This is a genomic window from Nostoc parmelioides FACHB-3921 (genome assembly GCF_014696625.1).
Classification (GTDB): Bacteria; Cyanobacteriota; Cyanobacteriia; order Cyanobacteriales; family Nostocaceae; genus Trichormus; species Trichormus parmelioides.
The window spans coordinates 1-19,522 of sequence record NZ_JACJQL010000052.1 but is presented as its reverse complement, the minus strand read 5'-3'; the positions used below and the strand labels follow the sequence as shown (position 1 = coordinate 19,522).

Here is a 19,522-nt window from a genome sequence, read left to right as displayed (position 1 = left end):
CTAATTAAACTCAATCACTCCAAATTTTCCAAGTTATTTTTCCAATTTACCTAAGTAAAAACTCTGAAAATTAGCAATTTTATAGTTTTTTCTATTTACCGCACCGATATTTAAGGGATTTGCCACTATTCACTTGTTTATACTCTTCGTTACTAAAATAAGCTAGCAATTATATATTTTTGGATTAGGTAATTCTTTGAGCCTATGGCTGAAATTTCGGCTACGATATTGACGTTTAATATCGAGTGGAATGTATTTTATGCTTGATAATCCTAATAGATCACAAAAATGTGAATATTTCTCTATCGCACAATAAACCGCCTACGTATACGCAGGCGGTTTATTGATTTATAATGCTTACAAATCAATAAATATAATATTAAGTATCCACATTTGAGCATTAATTGAGCATTATGGTGAACAGTGCAAAAAGACCCACAGGTAAGGCTAAGAAGGAGCAAAAGGAAATTGATATTATGATTGCCGTGGATATGCTTACGCATTCCTTCCAAAAAAATATGGATGAAGCAACTTTACTTGCAGGTGATTTAGATTTTAAGCCTCTTATTGATGCTCTTGTACTAAATGGAACTGAGTTTTTAAAGCTGGTGAAGCGTTAGGGAGTTGTTACACTCCCTTTCTTTTTTGCGTATGCAGGGTAACAGATAATAAAATTGAGCATTAAACTAGCATTAAAAACGCATATAAAATAACACTTAAAATAGGATAACAAACACTGGGATTAGTGATTTTGAGAATTATTTGAGAATTAAAGTGATATTAGGAGCTAAAAATGTTGTCAGAAAAGAGTTTAAAATTTTCCTCATGGCAGGCGGTTTTCTCCGTACTCATATTTATATTCATGTACCTACCTATCCTGGTACTGGGATTTTATAGCTTCAACAAATCACCTTACAGTGCAACTTGGCAAGGTTTCACCCTTGATTGGTATTACCAGCTATTAGGTGACGATCGCATCTTATCAGCTTTGAAGAATAGTTTACTGGTTGCCTGCTGTGCCGTCGGTATTTCTGCTGTGTTGGGAACCTTAATGGCCGTGGGTTTGGCGCGTTATCAGTTTCCTGGTAAGAATTTGTACCGTGGCGTTGCTTACTTACCATTAATTATCCCCGATATTGCGATCGCTGTTGCCACTCTCGTCTTTCTCGCTACCTTCGCCATCCCCCTCAGCTTATGGACGATTGTGGCTGCCCATGTGGTGTTTTGTATTGCCTATATCGCTTTAGTAGTTTCATCACGACTGACAAATTTAGACCCCCACTTAGAAGAAGCTGCACTTGATTTGGGCGCTACACCAATACAAGCATTTCTGCAAGTATTACTACCTCAATTAATGCCAGGAATTGTTGCTGGCTGTTTGTTAGCATTTGTTCTTAGTTTAGATGATTTTCTCATTGCTAGTTTTACCTCAGGTAGCGGTTACAACACTCTGCCAATGGAAATTTTTAGTCGGATTAGAACTGGTGTTAAACCTGATATCAATGCTCTCAGTGTTTTGCTGATTTTTCTATCTGCAATTGTTGCCTTTATAGCAGAATCAATTCGCTCCTTAGGAGCACGAAAATAAACAAAATATAAACATACTTGACAAACCCAATTCTTTAATTCTAATATTATTTTATAAATGAATATCTGTTAACTCGTGCATTTTCTGTAGGTAAATGAAAATAAATTTAAGTTTGTAGTCATGGCTTTAATCCTAGTTACTATTTTTCTGGGTAATTAATTGCTATCTACGAACTAGAACTTTATTAGCATTAGCTTACTCATCTTACCAATGTATCTTCACAAACTACCCAGTAACGAGTAACAGATTAACTCAATAAATTCATCTGTGTTTGCCGTTTAAGTATTTATACAGATGAAAATTATTAATATTTATTTGTCTAGATATCCCTTTTCAATTCGATAATATTGGGGCTAAGTTTGGACAAGATGCTATTATCCCTTCGTTATGCAAATCTGCCAAAATCCCAATTGTTCAAACCCATTCAATCCTGATGGCAATAGATTTTGCATGAGTTGCGGACAAAGCAACTTTGGCAAACTACTAAGAAATCGCTACCGCGTACTAGGACTATTAGGTGAAGGTGGATTCAGCAAAACCTACGCAGCTGAAGACGCAGATAGACTAGATGCGCCTTGTGTCATCAAACAATTCTTCCCACAAATTCAAGGAACCGGACAGCGCAGCAAAGCGGCAGAATTCTTTAAAGAAGAAGCCTTCCGTCTGTATGAACTGGGAGAAAATCACACTCAAATACCGAGATTATTAGCTTACTTTGAACAAGGTTCTAGCTTATATCTTGTTCAGGAGTTCATTAAAGGACTAACACTCTTACAAGAAGTCCAGCAAGAACCATTTAACGAAGAAAAAATTCGGCAACTGTTAATTGATTTATTGCCAGTTCTCGATTTTGTTCATTTTCATCAAGTTATCCACCGAGATATTAAACCAGAAAATATTATTCGGCGTGATGGTGATGGCAAATTAGTATTAATTGATTTTGGTGGTGCTAAACAAGTTACCCAAACTAGTATAGCTAGACAAGCAACAGCTATTTATACCCTTGGTTATGCACCAACTGAACAAATGGCAGGGTTCGCTTGTCATGCTAGTGATTTATATGCTTTGGGTGTTACTTGTGTCAGATTATTAACCCAATGCTTACCGCAACAAAATCCTTACGGACATATTGATGATGGTCTTTATGATCCCATGAATGGTAAATGGTTATGGCAAGAATATCTACAGGACAGAGGTATCACGATTAGTGAAAATTTAAGTCAAATTTTAGATAAATTACTCAAGCATTTACCTAGTGAAAGATATCAATCAGCCGCAGAAGTTCTCCATGATTTACAAGTCTCCACAGCAATAGTTGAAGAAACTCAAATTTTGCCAAATACTCAAACAACATTAGTCCCATTAGCACCAGCAACACAAAGAACAAAACGGCCATTACCTCCCCTACAAACCTTTGAGTATGAGGTAGTTACAGTAGATACAGCCGGTCGCATCGTCAACCGCGATCGCACCAATACCCAAATTTTGGTAGAACAATTAAACAAAGACATCACCCTAGAAATGGTGTCAATTCCCGGCGGTGCATACCTGATGGGTTCGCCCAACTTTGAAGGAGATGCCGACGAACGCCCCCAACATCAAGTAGCGATCGCCTCCTTTTTCATGGGAAAATATCCCGTAACTCAAGCACAGTGGCGAGCTGTGGCTAGCTTACCCAAAATTAAACAAGCCTTAAATCCTTACCCCTCAAAATACAAAGGTCAAAATAGACCAGTAGAAAACGTCTCTTGGCACGAAGTTTTAGAATTTTGTGCCAGACTTTCCGAAAAAACCGGACGGGAATATCGCCTACCCAGCGAAGCCGAATGGGAATATGCTTGTCGTGCTGGAACAACTACATCCTTTCACTTTGGCGAAACCATCACCCCCGATTTAGCCAACTTTAGCGACAGCGATATTCACAATCTTGAAGCCAAAACCAGATACCGCAAAGAAACTACAGATGTCGGCAATTTTCGCGTAGCCAACGCCTTTGGATTATACGATATGCACGGCTTAGTCTGGGAATGGTGCGCTGATCCTTGGCACAATAACTACAACGGCGCACCCACCGATGGTAGTGTGTGGGAAGCAGGTGGTGATATATATCGCCGAGTGTTGCGTGGCGGTTCCTGGAACTTTGGCGCGGAACTTTGTCGCAGCGCTAGCCGCAGTTGGAATGAGTCAGACGGCGGCTTAAGAATATGCGGTTTTCGGGTGGTATTTTCCCCAGGTTAGATTGGGTAATTGGTAATGAAAGAGAATTTAATTTGTCCCCAATCCCCAATTCAAGACAAAAGTCAAAAGAAAAAATCTTTTACTTTTTTACTTTTACCTTTTTACTTTTTACTTTTTTCCCCAATCCCCGCCTTGTAACAACTATGGCAACAAGCTTTTCAGGAAATATATAAAGTAGATTTTTGATCATCTACATGGAGATTAGATAATGCTAACCGCTCCAAAAACTTTATCTGGTTTGATGGGTTTATGTGTCGGTGATGCGTTGGGTGTGCCGGTGGAGTTTACTAGCCGTGCCGAACTAGCTAAATCTCCGGTAACAAAGATGCTAGGCTACGGCACATGGAACCAACCCCCAGGAACTTGGTCTGATGACAGTTCTTTGACGTTTTGCCTGGCAGAAAGTCTATGTAGAGGCTATTCACTAGATGCGATCGCTCATTCTTTCTGGCGTTGGTACAAACAAGCTTACTGGACACCCCGTGGGGAAATCTTCGGTATTGGTGAAAGCACTCATGCCGTAATTATGCGTCTCAAGCAGGGAATTTCCCCGTTACACGCCGGGGGAATTAGTGAAACGAGCAATGGTAACGGTTCTTTGATGAGAGTTTTACCGATGGCTTATTGCCATAAAAATTTACCTTTTGGTGAGTTGATTCAACGTGTGCATGAAGTTTCTGGCATTACTCACGCTCATCGTCGTTCCCAAATGGCCTGCGGTATTTACATTAGCATTGCCGTGGAGATCCTCAAAGGAGCTGATCTGCCCACAGCTTATTTACAAGGGCTGGAAAATATCCACAAAATCTATTCGGCTGAAGAATATCTTCGAGAACACCCGCATTTTCAGCGAATCCTCAGCCGGGAAATTGCCCTGTTATCGGCAGCAGAGATCAATTCTGGTGGTTATGTAATTGACACCTTAGAAGCGTCTCTGTGGTGTTTGTTAAATACTTCTTCCTACTCCGAGGCTGTGCTGAAAGCGGTTAACTTGGGAGGGCATACAGACACAACGGCGGCGGTAACAGGGGGGTTAGCGGGGATTTACTATGGAATCGAATGTATTCCCCAACAATGGGTCAATCAAATTGCTCGGAAACAAGACATCATTAACTTGGCGAATCGCTTGGCGGCGGCTGTTTATTTATAAATAGGGGTATGGGGGTATGAGGGTATAAAGGTATATGTAAAACCGTAAACAACGCCGTGTGCAACTTTCTCTCAAACCTAACCCCCAACCCCTTCCCTGCAAGGGAAGGGGAGCAAGATTCAAAGCCTCTCTCCGCTTGCCTAACGGCAGGCTAACGCCAACGGGGAGAGGTTTGGAGAGGGGTTTCACAAATAAGTCGCACATCGCGTGTAAACAGTGTTGAATCAATTGGATCTCGATTTTATCCGTTAATTCTTTCCCTTACACCCCTACACCCCTACACCAGAGACAAAGAGTAGACCTGACCATCAATTAACAGTCTGGTGATACCCTTCGCTTGCAGATGGGTGCGAGCTTTGTGCAGCATTCTACTATCGGGGACTTTAATCACGCGATCGCGCTTGGTAGAAAAGCGTTTAGCCACACGGTGATTATCAAATATGGGTAGCGTTCTTTGCTGGGTTTCTAGACTAGGAATTTGCCCCAAATCACCAAAGTCTTTGAGTGGTCTGGTAATTAACTCCGAGGAGCGATCAATAACCAAATAGCAGGTCTTGGGTAAAGATGCCACAGATAGGGGTAGAACTTGCACTGCGGCATCCCCAAATCTTCTTCTGGTAACTAGAGGTCTTGCTTCCTCTAAGTCGTCTTCCTCGTCCTCGTAGTCTTCTTCATCTAAATCGTCGTCTAAGTCCTCCTCTAGATCATCTAAGTCCTCGGATTCGTCTAGTAAGTCTTCACCAAGCATTTCGGCGATTACCTGCGGTGGAGCATAACCCATCGGTGTGACTTCCGCCGTTTCATCTTCTAGCAACGGACTGGAAATACTGATAATTTCCTGAGGTTTCCCTACTGGAATTTCCAATTGCCGTGCTATGGGTTCCCTGTCTTCTTCCTCTGAAGCAGAACGCCGCCGCACCCGTCTAATCACTGGGGTTGGTTTTTCTTCTTCCTCAGTAAAGAACTCTGGTTTGGCTTGCCGTGCCTTTCTAATGACTGGGGTTGGCTTTTCTTCTTCCTCAGCAAAGAACTCTGGTTGGGCTTGCCGCACCTTTCTAATAACTGGGGTTGGTTTCTCTTCTTCAGGTAAAGATACTGGCTTGGCTTGCCGCCCCCTTCTAATTACAGGGGTTGGTTTTTCCTCCTCTGCCAACAAAGGTTGGGGTTTCTCTTCCGGCAGAGGTGCCGGTTTAGCTTGCCGTCCCTTTCTAATGACTGGGGTTGGCTTGTCTTCTACCCGTGAAGGTTCCGGTTTTGTGATTGGCTCTGGTAACTCAACCTTCTGAGTGCTGATGACCGGGGCTTCCTCTGGTTGACCCACAAAAGGAATTTGGTCATAACTGACCTGCGCTCTGCCTTCAGGAGTCCTAGCAGCACGTTTCAAAGAAACGAGGAATTCGTACTCATCTTCAGGCAAGGTACTTTTGAGCAGACGGCTAATTGTGGAATTACTCACGTCATAGCGTTCTGCTAAGGTTGATGTCGTTTCAGCAGTTTCTCGATATAGCTTGAGAATTTCTTGTTTGTCAGAGTTTGTTAGTTTTCTCACGGTAGATACCAATCTTTTCTATGCTCGTTTTCTTCCGCGCTCCCGCCGAGTCCGGCTTAATGATGCGTCATATTCTAGGGCAGCGCCCATACCAAATAACACTCCACTAAACACCCAAAACACTTCTAGTATTTCTCCACTTTGATAATTGGGACCTTGAGCGTATTTAAACCACATATCTGCAATGTAGAGCGAAAAGGCGGCCGCCGCAATCATTCTCCAGGATTGAGAAACACGTCCTCCCCAAAAAGCTAGTAATAGGGTGGTGGCGATGATTAATAGCAATACGTCGCTGACTATGTAAAACCAATTCAAAATCGTGACTATTGTTTCTTCTGCGCCTGTGGCTTGTTGGATAGAAATCCACCATGCCAATAAACTCCCGAATACTCCAATTGCCAAGACAATGAGCCATTGCCATTTTTCCAGATTAATTCGCCTGGTAGCTACTGCTAAAATCATGCCTATCCCTAGAGATATATAACTTAATACAAAAAACACGTCGCCAATAGAGGCATCCGGTTCTTCTTTTAAAACTATTTCTGTATAGCCAAAAAATATCCCCCCCAGGAAATAAGAAATCATACCTATGGCGATCGCCAACCACACATTACGACTGCTCACAATTTGTGGACTCCGCCAATTCCGCAGGCACAATATTCCGGCATTTAGGTAAGCTAAGGCTTCAAAAATATTTGTCCCTAGTACATACCATTCTGCCCGGCTTTCGACACCATCTGCCCCTGGGACTTTGGCACTGAATAACAAAAAGTATAACAGTGCCAGTACACCCCAACCAATGCTAGCTAAAACGATGTTCTGGGTGGTGAACCAGGATTTAACAGTTTGCGGCGAATTCTTGTAAGAACTATTCATAGAGTTTGACTAAATGCACTTTGGCAAGATTTTGTTGTGCAAGAACTTGTAGAGGGGATTAGGGACTAATCAATTCAAAATTCAAAATTAATAATTTCTCATGACTCAGTACTCATCACTTTTCCACCCATAGAGAAACTATCAATGGGTAGTTTTTTTTCTTCAAGTTTTATGCTATTGCCACAGTTTACTCAGTGAAGATTGATTTAGCCAAGATATAAACAGCGATCGCTCACCTTCTGGCATATCTTGTAACTTATCGGCTATTTGGCAAGCAAAGTTGGCGTTACCAAAATATGTTTTCCCCAGCTTATGTAGTTCTTGCAAGAAGCTAGTCACATGATTTTCCTTCCAGGCTGGGAGTTTGGCCGATTCCAAAGGATTAGTTTTTACCCAATGTTTGACTGCTTCAATAGAAGAAGTTTCTGGAAACTGCTGTTGTCGCATGACTTCAGCGATATCTTTTTCAAATAAAGCAGCTTGCTTTGTACCTAAAAAATCTTCAATATCCATGTGGACGGCTTGCAACAGCAAAATACTCGCCTGAACAAATACCCCATTTTTATTATGGCCACCAGTATCATTACCTAGTTGGTCTAAGCGTACCTTACCCCAAACGCTAAAGCGATCCGGTTCTTCCAGCAAGACACAAGCTTTACCCCGATTATCGGTTAATTCTCTCCACAAGGCTCTAGCCTCTTCCTCTTGTCCAGCTTTAAACACGCTAATCAAGCGAAAAGTCTGCCCCTGATAATGGAGGATCGGCACTTGCTGATCCTTTTTTGGGTGCTGAATGCTTGATATTTCAACATCCTGCCGTTTCAAAATAAACATGGCACTAGCAAATAACTCCTCACAGGGGCTTTGTAGATAAGCGATTTATAGTCTGATTTAGCAGTATCGCCAAGAGTGCGATTACTTACGTGATGTAGGTGAAATTGAACTAGTCTTTGTAAAAGAATTTACTTTAGACTAAATGATCTAGTCAATTTCTAACTCAACACGCAAATAACTGCCCATTGACCACACAATATAGCTAATCAATAGCCAGTTTGCCGCATTTTTAATCTAAATCAACGAACTGGCGACTAGCATCTTAGCCTTGCGATCGGTAAATCTGCAATTTTTTGTTTGCTTCTTATGAAAGAAAACGATATAATTACCTGGATGACTCCTATGGGAGCCTGAGTATTAACTTGGGCGCGTAACTCAGTTGGATAGAGTATCCGCCTTCTAAGCGGACTGTCGCAGGTTCAAGTCCTGCCGCGCCTGTTGATAAAAAATAATCTTCTCACATACCTAAATTTAGGGTAAATTTCTTAAAAGATGTGAGGGTTTGTTTTGATGCACCATACTAAAGATAAGGGTGATCTTGCAGCCGCTAAAGTCATAGCAGATTTAGTCGAGAAGGAATACTCCATTTTTGTACCAGTAGTCACTGAACACGCTCCTTTTGACTTTATTGCCTACAAGCATGGAAAATTTTATCGAATCCAAGCCAAATATTCAGCTAATAACTTTGTCAGCAATAAAAGCACTTGGGCTGACAGAAACGGAAATCATCAAAAGAAGTACAAGCCCGACGATTTTGACTTTTATGGTATCTACTTACCAGCTATAGACAAAATAGTATACCCATCAATTAAGTTTGGTGGTTGCTGCATCAGAACAACACCCCCTAAATCAGCCAGTCCTTTTTACTGGTGGGAAGATTTCACAGATTTTACAGAAGCAGCGCCTAAGCGAACCTATAAGGAGTTTGGCGTTGATTTGACAACCAGGAAGGTGAATTTGGCTGCCAGAGTTCTTACGAGAAAAGTGGTCAGGCCGTCTAAGGAAGAATTAGAAAAGTTGGTGTGGGAAAAGCCGACAGCGCAAATCGGTAAAGATTTTGGTGTGTCTGATAAATCTGTGGAGAAGTGGTGTAAGGCTTATGGGATAGACAAGCCGCCCAGAGGGTATTGGGCGAAGCAGGGGAGGGCTGTTGATCGTTGACAGTTAACAGCCCTTATTAGACGCGCATTAGCTTAGTCTGCTTTTTTGTGATCAATTTAATGGCTCTACAATGGTTCTTAAACCACTGCTATTGAGAACTCTTAGCATTTCATCAGCATTACTGCGATCGCTAAAAACTCCCACTTGAATCACCCTGCGACCTTGCCAGAAGGTAGAAAATGCCCCAGGAGCCAGAAATTTCACTAATTCTTGCTCTTTTTCGTTTGTGGCTTCTACTACTACGCGATAGCGTATAGATTCGCTACTGGCGGCTGATAAATAATTACCACTGATACCTGTTGCATTAACTTGGGGTGCTGATATCTTTGGCAAATTGCGGGTGTCGCCCAGGGGAATATCACCAGTAGGTACAGGCAAAATACTAGTATCACTAACTCTTGCTTGGGGGGGTACATTCAAGGGTGGTGCTTGAGTATGAACGATTTGCTCTGGTTGTTCGGGTTGGGGTGCGACAAACTCAATGGTGTTGGGGTCAATCTGCACATAATTTAACTGTGCTGTCTGTGTCCTCGTTGTGGCTACGGGGGTGAGATTAGTTGTAGAAGTGGTGGGAATATTTCCTGGTATATTTTGGTTTGTGACTCGTTCGGGAATCGGGGCTGGTGGTTGTTGATTGTATCTAGGTACAGTCAAGGGCGCATTAGCTGATATTAGTGCTGGTAATTGGCTATTACCTTGGCTACGAACTACACGCTGGCTTGGTTGACTAGTAGTATTAGATACAGTAGGAGCAGTAAATATAACTTCCCTCTCACTAGGGCTAATTGGTAGTACACGGCTAGATACGGCAGTAGGTGGGGCATTATTAGCCACGGGCGCATCTTGAGCGTTGAGAGCTACTTTACCCGTAATCCGTTTGCTGTCGAGAGTATTACCAACTGCGGCGATCGCCTGTTTAGCGGCACTAGCATTAATGTCATGACGGGCGTTGTTACGAAATTCATTACCACCTGCTTCAGTAGCATTACCTAAATCTGGCATTGCTTGAGCGATCGCCACTAAGCCATCTTCTTTACTACCTTGAATTAAATTATTCCGTAAAATCGGGCGAGCATTAGCTTGAACAATAATTCCTGCACGATTGTTTTGAATTTGATTACTAACTAACATTGGCACGGCATTTTGGGCGACATTGATGCCAAAACCAGTTTCCTCAAACACATTTTCTCGCACCTGGGCGGGAGAATTACCACCAATAGTGATGCCGTTGGCTCCGTTACGATAAAAATAGTTTTTGGTGATTGTGGTAGCACTGTTACCAGTCACAGAAATACCATCTTGGGTATTGCCTGTGAAAGTATTTTCACTAATGACTGGATTACTCGATTCAATCCATAAGCCATAACCACGGGGATTGGGATTTGTAATTGTCACCCCGGTTAAGCCTGCTTGATTAGCACCAACGATGGCGACATTTTGCCCTCCAAAACTGCGACTGAGAAACAGTCCTCCGCCCTGAATTTTAACTTCCTGCCCTTTGTTACTGGTGTTTCCCTGAATCGAAACTCCGGGTTTGAGCATTAAAGGGAACGTCTCCCCTGTTTCCACACTGTAATTACCCGGTGTCAGTTTAATTACTGTACCAGGGCTGGCAAGTTTCAATGCTTGGGTAATAGTCCTCAAAGGTGTACTTTCACCACCATTACCTACTTTGTCATCTCCAGCACTTGGGTTGACAAAGAGTACATTAACCTGAGACATTGTTGTTTCACTGAGGGGCATCTGCTCTGCTACAGGCGGCATCTGAGCAATAACACTGCTAGGGGTAGTACCCAGCATGGTTACGCTGCATACTGCCAGAGTAGATAGTATAGACAGGCTAGAAACCGCATACCTTGCTAATTCCAGGGAAGTTTGCTTAACTTGCAAGGTATCTAACTGATGATATCTAAACAAAATGGGGGAAATCAATTCACACCACTCCTTAGAAGTAATAATAAAGTTTCATACTCGCAATATTCAGTATGTCGATAATGTTATCCGCTATATTGACCTATTGGCTATTTTGAATACAAAGTAATTAATAAAGGGATTGGGGACTGGGTACTAGTGACTGGGGACTAGAAACATTTTTTCCTAGTTCCCAAATTCTAACGCGTGATACCCAATACCCAATCCCCAATACCTATGCAAATCCATGATGCGAGAAACATTGCAAATATGAAAGAGGCTGGCTATTACGATGAAAGCATCACTAATGGGGTAGTTGTAATGGTAGAACCATACAGCCAACAAAAGCAAATCCAGCAGGTTGTTTACCGTATATTAGATGCTAATTTAGACCGCGCTCGTGAAGGGTTGCGAATTATTGAAGAATGGTGTCGCTTTGGGTTGAATAGCGGCCAGTTGGCAGGGGAATGTAAGTACTTGCGCCAAGAGGTGGCTGTTTGGCACACAGAAGAATTGCGCGCAGCCAGAGATACAGCAGGTGATCCCGGCACTGATTTGAGTCATCCACAGGAGGAACAACGCTCTAGTATTAAGGCGTTGTTACAAGCTAACTTTTGTCGTGTGGAAGAAGCTTTGCGGGTGTTGGAGGAATACGGTAAGCTTTATCACCCGAAAATGGGACAGGCTTGTAAGCAGATGCGATATCGAGTTTACAGCCTAGAAACTAATTTGATGGGTCATCAGCGCCATCAACTATTGTGGCGATCGCGTTTATATCTGGTTACTTCCCCATCGGAAAATTTGTTACCGACTGTGGAAGCTGCTCTCAAGGGTGGCTTGACATTGTTACAATATCGTGACAAAGACACTGATGATTCTGTGCGTCTGGAACTGGCGACGAAACTCCGCCAACTCTGTCACAGCTACGGCGCTTTATTTATTATCAATGACAGGGTGGATTTGGCTCTGGCGGTGGATGCTGATGGTGTGCATCTAGGTCAGCAAGATATGCCCATTGCTACTGCTAGGCAATTATTAGGCCCCCAACGTCTCATTGGTCGTTCTACTACCAACGCTGATGAAATGCAAAAGGCGATCGCTGAAGGTGCAGACTATATAGGTGTGGGGCCAGTATACGAAACTCCCACCAAAGTAGGTAAGGCGGCGGCTGGTTTAGGATATGTGAGTTATGCGGCTAAAAATAGTTCAGTTCCCTGGTTTGCGATTGGGGGCATTGATGCCAATAATATCAATGATGTGATTGATGCGGGAGCAGAAAGAGTGGCGGTAGTGCGATCGCTCATGCAGGCTGAACAACCTACCTTAGTCACACAATATTTGATTTCTCAACTCCATCGCATTCAGCCAGAAAGTTAATCAACTGACAATTTAAAGCTTATCAAGACATCTCATATCCAATTGGTAAAAGATGTCTAATTTTTGTGTATCTTAATTACGACTTACGAATTATTCTTATGTCTAATCCAATTACCTTACAAGTAAATGGGGAAACCCATAATTGCTCATCTCAAACTCCTTTACCCGATTTACTCCAACAATTGGGGTTCAATCCCCGATTAGTGGCGGTTGAGTATAACGGGGAAATTTTACATCGCCAGTTGTGGGAACAGACTCAAGTACAATCAGGCGATCGCTTAGAGGTAGTGACAATTGTCGGTGGTGGTTAGTTGTGACTTTAGCCCCTAGCTTCTAACCCCTTGCCCAATGTATAACGAACGGTGCAAGGTTTTACGTTTGGCTAATTCTTTACCCTGATGACCAAGTCGTTCACGCAATTGCTGATTTTGGCACAATTGTTTAAATGCTTGAAAAACTTCGCAACCAGACTTGGGATTTACCAGCAAGCCATTTTCTTCATGACGTACCGTATCAATTAAAGACCCGTGACGAGAAGCAATTACGGGTTTACCAAAATAGCTAGCTTCTAAGTAGACAATACCATATCCTTCTAATCGGCTAGCTGGAGTATTTGACAAAGTGAGCATGGCAAATATATCACAAGCTGCGTAATAACTTGCTAATTCCCGATTGTCTACATACCCAGCAAAGTGTACCCGCTTATCTACACGCAACCTCTCTGCTAAGGCCTTTAGTTCAGACTCACAAGCACCTTGACCACAGATCATGTAATGAACATCTACACCAATTGTTAAAAGTAGTGGTAGGTTTTCGATAACACGGTCAAAGCCTTTTTGTTTGACTAAACGCCCTACGGAAAGAATGACTATGGCGCTTTGGGGAATATTATAAGCTTGACGCAGGCGATCGCCTAATTCATCTAGACTCTGGCTATTGCTTCCCAGTCCGAATTTTTCTGGTCTAACTACTGGATGGACAACGTGGGTAGGGGTTTGTAAGCGGAAGGTATTTCTGAGATAGTCTTGGGTTAAGGAATTGTTACACACAATGCCTTCAGCTCGTGCCAGTGTTAATTTAAAGAGCGATCGCCATACAGGATTACCCACAGCAGCAGCAAGGTCATTACCGTGTAAGTAAATAAAGAAGCGTATGGGTAAGATATAGCTTAACAATAAGAGCGAGGGGAAGTCATAGCCGTGTCCCCATTCAATATAGCGGTAATGATAGCGAAAATAGAGTTTAATCGCCAGAAAGAATGGTGCGACCAAATTAAACAACGGCTGCAAACAATTTCCTAAAAAACCACCAAGCCAGTATTTAGGGTTTGGCCAGCGATATACAGGAAATTTTTGTGCTTGGTCAAACGCTTTATCACCTCTACAACTAGCTGCTAGAACAATTACTTGTTCTGGATCTTGAAGACAGCGATTGTAGAGATATTCCCCAATTACAGCTTCTTTAGGCAAGAAAAGGCTAGATATTACTAAGATATCTGGGGACGCAGTCGTGTCTCTGATTTTTGTAGCCAGTTGCGAGATATGTTCCATGTTAAGTTGAATGAAGTTAATTCAAATAAGTTGTATTAGTTCAAACTGCAACTAAACCAAAATAATGAGTGTGAGCTTGCTTATTATGATCAAAGCTAGGAGTTACTACATCTGTACCTACATGGACTAGTACTTACTCGAAAATAAAAATCTATTGTTTCTATTAATACATACTTTTACCGAACTTAGTTGTACTATTAGTAGATTTACTGAATGAAATACTGGTCTTGTATCTAATTTTCTCCTTTTTTTTCTATTTAGCCAACGGTTAGCCGATAAAATCTAAGTATTTACAGATTTTCTTAATAAATTTTTACAAATTGCGATCAATTCATTCCAAACTGAAAAGCGTGTATTTTCGTGTTATTCCATACTTTTCATCCTGAATAAACAGGATTTGAAAGCTAGGATATACCTCTATTTTAAAAGAGAAAATATAGAGATTTATTTATTAATTTGATGAAGTATTTATTAATTAAAGGTTTTATATGTTGTATTCATTTTTTTTATAAAAAAACTGTCAGCAAGAAACATTTGTCTCACGAAATTTTAATGATTGCATTTGTAGGATTAACTAAAAAACTGACACAAAAACGACTAAAACTATCCCCTATTTAAATAATATCTTGAGAACATAACAACATCATGCCAAAATGCCTCATATTCTGAGATTCAAGGGATATTTTTGTTTACAAAAACATATTGTGGATATGGGTAATAAGTAATTGGGAATTGGTTATGATTTTTTACACCTACCCCTCCACCATTACTCCCCTGGCTTGTACTATTTTTCGACATTAATTCTTAATTCATCCCAAAGTTCACTGAAAGGAGATAACTTTTGAGGTACGGTTATCTACTACAGAAATCCCCCCTGGGTTTGCTGCCCAGCCAAGACAAGACGCGATAGATTGAATATGTAGCCAAGGATTACACCGAGCTACTGCCAATCATAAAAATTGCTGACTGAATTACTGGCTGGCATCACATAAGCACCGTCATGCTTCCACCAAAGATAACAATGAAATAAGTAATATCGTTTTTCAAGCGAATGTGACTATGCCTAAAAAACTACTACAAAGCATCAAACCTTTCTTAAAAACAGTCTTTACCCTGGGGCTAGTATTGGTGTTGGCGTTGGGACACGCCGATGGCGCGTTAGCAGCTCGCAGTGGTGGACGAATCGGTGGTGGTTCCTTTAGAGCGCCTTCTAGCCGCACCTATTCACCACGTTACGCACCTCCTGGTGGTGGATATGGTTATTCTCCCTACCCTGGTGGTGGCTTTGGTTTCCCCTTCTTACTGCCTTTGTGGGGTATTGGGGGAGGATTTGGCGGTTTATTTGGCATTTTAATATTTTTTGCGATCGCTAATTTCCTAGTACAAACCTTCCGTCGTGTCTCTAGTGGTGAAGTCAGCGAAGATGTTGGCTACAACAGCAACCCCACCGTTACCGTAACTCGCTTGCAAGTAGGGTTATTAGCACAAGCGCGAGATTTGCAACCAGAACTTAACCACATCGCGGAAACGGCTGATACCAATTCCCCTACAGGACGTACAGAAGTACTACAAGAAGCCAGCCTAGCTTTGCTGCGCCATCCCGAATATTGGGTATATGCAGGTGTTGGTACACAACAGGCGAAGTTAAATTCGGCTGAATCTCAATTTAACCGCCTAGCCCTCGCAGAACGTAGTAAGTTCAGCGAAGAAACCCTGTCTAACGTCAATAACCAGCTAAAAGCAGCTCGAACTAAAGATGCTTTACCTGGGGCTGATGAAATAGATAACCCCACCCGTCTAATTACAGAAGGCCCTGGCGAATATATTATCGTCACCTTGTTGGCGGCCACATTGGGTAAGTTTGAACTCCCGGCTGTTAATAGTTCTGATGACTTGCGCCAAGCCTTACGGCAAATTGGTAGCATTCCATCTGAACAACTTTTAGCATTTGAAGTCTTGTGGACACCACAAGCTGAAGGCGATACTCTCACATCTGATGATTTGTTTGCTGAGTATCCTGATTTGAAACTGGTGTAAGCAACTTCAAAATTGCATAACTACTAATAAGGGCTGTTAACAGTTGACAGTTAACTGTTAACAGACTTCACGATGGATTTTGCAACTCAAAAGCAGAATAGCTTACTCATTACTCACAAATACAAAAAGCTGGTTTAATTAAGTGTAGAATCACTGACTAAGTCGGCTTTTCGCCGTGTTAAAATTGAGGTATTATTCATATTTCCGACCGGATTACCGGGAAACTATCGGCCGCAAAAATGCCCCTATTTGCTGCTTCGGCGATTACCGATGCCTTATTGAGAATCCTATAGAACTCTGATGGTTAAATCTGCTCCTCCTCCTACCACTGGCCGTAAACCTTCTAAAGTCGAAGGGCTGAAAGAAAACAGTAATTTTTTACGTGAACCTGTAGCAACGCAAATTCTTGAGGATACTACTCATTTTACTGAAGATGCGGTACAAATCCTGAAGTTTCACGGTTCTTATCAACAAGATAATCGTGACAATCGCACCAAGGGTCAAGAGAAAGATTACCAATTTATGCTGCGGACAAAAAATCCGGGTGGCTTGGTTCCGCCGCAGCTTTACTTGGCTTTAGACAAGCTAGCTGATGAATATGGCAACCATACCTTACGAGCTACCACTCGTCAAGGTTTCCAAATGCACGGGATTTTAAAGAAAAATCTCAAGGCAGCGATCGCTACAATTGTGAGAAACTTAGGTTCAACCTTGGGTGCGTGTGGCGACATCAACCGCAACGTTATGGCTCCCCCAGCCCCCTTTAAAAACCGGGCTGAATACCAGTACGCTTGGGAATATGCCCAAAATATCGCTGACTTACTCTCACCCCAAACAGGTGCTTATTACGAAATCTGGCTAGATGGAGAAAAAGCTATCAGTGCGGAAGAAAGTCCAGAAGTAAAAGCAGCTAGACAAAGCAATGGTAACGGGACAATCATTCACGACACCGAAGAACCCCTCTACGGCACTTATTATATGCCGCGTAAGTTTAAGGTCAGTGTGACTGTACCAGGGGATAATTCCATTGATTTATATTCTCAAGACCTGACATTGGTTGTCCTGACTGATAAAAAAGGCCAGTTGGAAGGATTTAATATCTTTGCTGGTGGCGGTTTAGGACGGACACACAACAAGGAAGAAACTTTTGCTCGATTGGCAGACCCCATTGGCTATGTAGCCAAGGAAGATGTATATAGTGCCGTCAAAGCCATTGTTGCGACTCAAAGAGATTATGGCGATCGCACTGACCGCCGTCACGCTCGGTTAAAATACTTAATCAATGATTGGGGTGTGGATAAGTTCCGCGCCAAGGTAGAAGAATATTTTGGTAAACCCATTGCTCCTTTCAAGCAACTACCAGAGTTTAAATATCACGATTTCTTGGGTTGGCATGAACAAGGCGATGGCAATTTATTTTTAGGTATTTCCATCGATAATGGTCGGGTAAAAGATGAAGGCTCGTTTCAACTGAAAACCGCTTTACGGGAAATTGTCGAGCAATTTAACTTACCCATTCGCCTGACACCCAATCAAAACCTGATATTTTACGAAATCACCCCAGAAAACAAGCCAGCAATTCAAGCCATTCTCGACCGTTGCAATGTGGTTTCCGACCCCACGACCATCGAGCCTTTAGTCCGTTATGCAATGGCTTGTCCAGCCCTACCTACCTGCGGTCTGGCAATCACAGAATCAGAAAGAGCCATCCCCGGTATTTTGGAGAGAATCCGTACTCTCTTAGATAAAGTGGGTTTACAAAATGAACATTTTGTGGTGAGGATGACAGGCTGCCCCAACGGTTGCGCCCGTCCTTACATGGCAGAACTGGGCTTTGTTGGTAGCGCGCCGGAAAGTTACCAAGTGTGGTTAGGGGGTTCACCCAATCAAACACGCTTGGCACAGCCTTATGTAGAAAAACTGCACGATAACGACATAGAAAGCTTCCTAGAGCCGATTTTTGTGTATTTCCGAAAATCACGCAAGTCCGGGGAAAGCTTCGGTGATTTTTGCGATCGCGTCGGCTTTGATGGTATTCGTGAATTTGTTGCCCAGTACCAACCGGAAACAACACCAGTCACCATAGAATCGGAACAGCCTGAAGCTGTATCTAAATCGCGTAAAGCCCGGTATCGAGTCAGCCTGCACGATGATTTATATAACAAAGTGAAGGCGACAGCTACAAGTCAAGGCCGTTCGATGACTGATTTAGTCAAAGATGCCCTAGAGGCTTACTTCCAAAGCCTTTCTTAAAGAAGGGGTCAAATACAGACCTAACCCCCAGCCCCTTCCCTACAAGGGAAGGGGAGTAAGAATAAAATTTCATGAGCCAATTACAACGAATTACGATCGCACCCTCTCAACTCCAACAAGAACAAGTTCTACTGACAACCCAACAAAAACATTACTTAAAACGGGTGCTGCGGTTGCGTGAGGGCGATCGCTTTATTGTTATGGATGGACTGGGTAAGTGGTGGTTGGCTAGACTCACGGAAGAACAAGCCCAGGTATTAGAAGAATTAGCCGTAAAAACAGAATTACCTGTAGCAATTACGTTGATGATTGCTTTACCTAAAGGTAGTGGATTTGATGAAGTTGTGCGGAGTTGTACGGAGTTGGGAGTAGCTTGTATTGCTCCAGTGTTGAGCGATCGCACTTTACTAAATCCCAGTTCCCAAAAGCTGGAACGTTGGCGACGCATAGCCAGCGAAGCTGCCGAGCAATCGGAACGGGCATTTGTACCGACGATTTTAGAGCCTGTGGCTTTTAGTGATGCCGTTAATAATGTTACAGCCACATATCGATACATTTGTGAAGCCCGTGGCGAGTATGTCCATCTGAAAAATGTTCTCACAGACATATCTGGGGAAATTGTAATAGCGATCGGCCCAGAGGGAGGATGGACAGACAGAGAATTAGAGGAAGCTACTACACTTAGCTTTCAACCAGTATCCTTAGGGGGGAGAATCTTACGTGCAGTTACAGCCCCACTAGTAGCATTATCCTTAATTAGCGCAGCTTGTGAAGGATGAATTTAGATTTTTTAGGCATTGAAATTCTTTTCTCCCCTTACTCCCCCATCTCCCCCTGCTTCCCTAACGCTCTTTTTTGGGAAACCTATTAATAGCGTGCATTGAATGGATCTAGGACTTACGCATTGACAAAATGGCAAAAGAGTGGATTGATAAAAAGTATCATCTACTCACTAGGTATCGAACAATCAGAGAAATCAGCAAACCCTCGACAGCACA

At 42.4% G+C, this 19,522-nt stretch carries 15 protein-coding genes and 1 tRNA gene; 11 read left to right on the top strand and 5 right to left on the bottom strand.

Annotation, left to right across the window (positions count from 1 at the left end; translation table 11 throughout):
• Positions 1-413: 413 nt before the first annotated feature.
• From H6G14_RS24730 to H6G14_RS24715, 4 genes are all read left to right on the top strand, one after another.
• Positions 414-620, top strand: coding sequence for an NYN domain-containing protein (locus H6G14_RS24730; RefSeq protein ID WP_190570524.1), 207 nt, complete (start codon positions 414-416; stop codon positions 618-620).
• Positions 621-793: 173 nt separating this feature from the next.
• Positions 794-1,588 (top strand): ABC transporter permease, encoded by a 795-nt coding sequence (locus H6G14_RS24725; protein ID WP_338421216.1) that lies wholly within the window; start codon positions 794-796, stop codon positions 1,586-1,588.
• Positions 1,589-1,975: 387 nt separating this feature from the next.
• Complete coding sequence (locus H6G14_RS24720) at positions 1,976-3,826, top strand: bifunctional serine/threonine-protein kinase/formylglycine-generating enzyme family protein (protein ID WP_190570520.1); 1,851 nt, start codon at positions 1,976-1,978, stop codon at positions 3,824-3,826.
• Between the two features lie 208 nt (positions 3,827-4,034).
• A complete protein-coding gene (locus tag H6G14_RS24715; RefSeq protein WP_190570511.1) occupies positions 4,035-4,976 on the top strand; it encodes an ADP-ribosylglycohydrolase family protein in 942 nt (313 codons plus the stop codon).
• 277 nt (positions 4,977-5,253) lie between these two features.
• On the opposite strand, the gene H6G14_RS24710 is transcribed toward H6G14_RS24715, so the two are convergent.
• From H6G14_RS24710 to H6G14_RS24700, 3 genes are all read right to left on the bottom strand, one after another.
• A complete protein-coding gene (locus H6G14_RS24710; RefSeq protein ID WP_190570509.1) occupies positions 5,254-6,525 on the bottom strand; it encodes a hypothetical protein in 1,272 nt (423 codons plus the stop codon).
• An 18-nt stretch (positions 6,526-6,543) separates the two neighbouring features.
• A complete protein-coding gene (locus H6G14_RS24705) occupies positions 6,544-7,401 on the bottom strand; it encodes a hypothetical protein (RefSeq protein ID WP_190570507.1) in 858 nt (285 codons plus the stop codon).
• A gap of 174 nt (positions 7,402-7,575) precedes the next feature.
• A complete protein-coding gene (locus H6G14_RS24700) occupies positions 7,576-8,235 on the bottom strand; it encodes an Npun_F0813 family protein (protein ID WP_190570505.1) in 660 nt (219 codons plus the stop codon).
• Positions 8,236-8,599: 364 nt separating this feature from the next.
• Here H6G14_RS24700 and H6G14_RS24695 point away from each other — a divergent pair.
• A tRNA-Arg gene (locus tag H6G14_RS24695) sits at positions 8,600-8,673 on the top strand.
• Positions 8,674-8,745: 72 nt separating this feature from the next.
• Complete coding sequence (locus H6G14_RS24690; protein ID WP_190570503.1) at positions 8,746-9,396, top strand: group I intron-associated PD-(D/E)XK endonuclease; 651 nt, start codon at positions 8,746-8,748, stop codon at positions 9,394-9,396.
• Between the two features lie 51 nt (positions 9,397-9,447).
• On the opposite strand, the gene H6G14_RS24685 is transcribed toward H6G14_RS24690, so the two are convergent.
• Positions 9,448-11,160: a DUF1565 domain-containing protein gene (locus H6G14_RS24685; protein ID WP_242053533.1), complete on the bottom strand. Its 1,713-nt coding sequence runs from the start codon at positions 11,158-11,160 to the stop codon at positions 9,448-9,450.
• Positions 11,161-11,577: 417 nt separating this feature from the next.
• Here H6G14_RS24685 and H6G14_RS24680 point away from each other — a divergent pair, with 417 nt between their 5' ends.
• Both H6G14_RS24680 and thiS read left to right on the top strand, forming a co-directional pair.
• Positions 11,578-12,684 (top strand): thiamine phosphate synthase, encoded by a 1,107-nt coding sequence (locus H6G14_RS24680; protein WP_190570559.1) that lies wholly within the window; start codon positions 11,578-11,580, stop codon positions 12,682-12,684.
• A 98-nt stretch (positions 12,685-12,782) separates the two neighbouring features.
• Positions 12,783-12,995 carry a sulfur carrier protein ThiS gene (gene thiS / locus H6G14_RS24675; protein ID WP_190570501.1) on the top strand — a complete coding sequence of 71 codons (213 nt, stop codon included), beginning with the start codon at positions 12,783-12,785 and terminating at the stop codon, positions 12,993-12,995.
• 15 nt (positions 12,996-13,010) lie between these two features.
• Here the strand turns inward: thiS and H6G14_RS24670 are convergent, their stop codons facing one another.
• Positions 13,011-14,234, bottom strand: a complete 1,224-nt coding sequence (locus H6G14_RS24670) for a glycosyltransferase family 4 protein (RefSeq protein WP_190570499.1) — start codon at positions 14,232-14,234, stop codon at positions 13,011-13,013.
• A gap of 1,059 nt (positions 14,235-15,293) precedes the next feature.
• Between H6G14_RS24670 and H6G14_RS24665 the strand changes: the two genes are divergently transcribed.
• The 3 genes from H6G14_RS24665 (at position 15,294) to H6G14_RS24655 (ending at position 19,303) form a co-directional block, all read left to right on the top strand.
• Positions 15,294-16,271: a DUF1517 domain-containing protein gene (locus H6G14_RS24665; protein ID WP_190570497.1), complete on the top strand. Its 978-nt coding sequence runs from the start codon at positions 15,294-15,296 to the stop codon at positions 16,269-16,271.
• Positions 16,272-16,571: 300 nt separating this feature from the next.
• A complete protein-coding gene (gene sir, locus H6G14_RS24660) occupies positions 16,572-18,524 on the top strand; it encodes a sulfite reductase, ferredoxin dependent (RefSeq protein ID WP_190570495.1) in 1,953 nt (650 codons plus the stop codon).
• A 71-nt stretch (positions 18,525-18,595) separates the two neighbouring features.
• Positions 18,596-19,303, top strand: a complete 708-nt coding sequence (locus H6G14_RS24655) for a 16S rRNA (uracil(1498)-N(3))-methyltransferase (protein ID WP_190570493.1) — start codon at positions 18,596-18,598, stop codon at positions 19,301-19,303.
• Positions 19,304-19,522 lie beyond the last annotated feature (219 nt).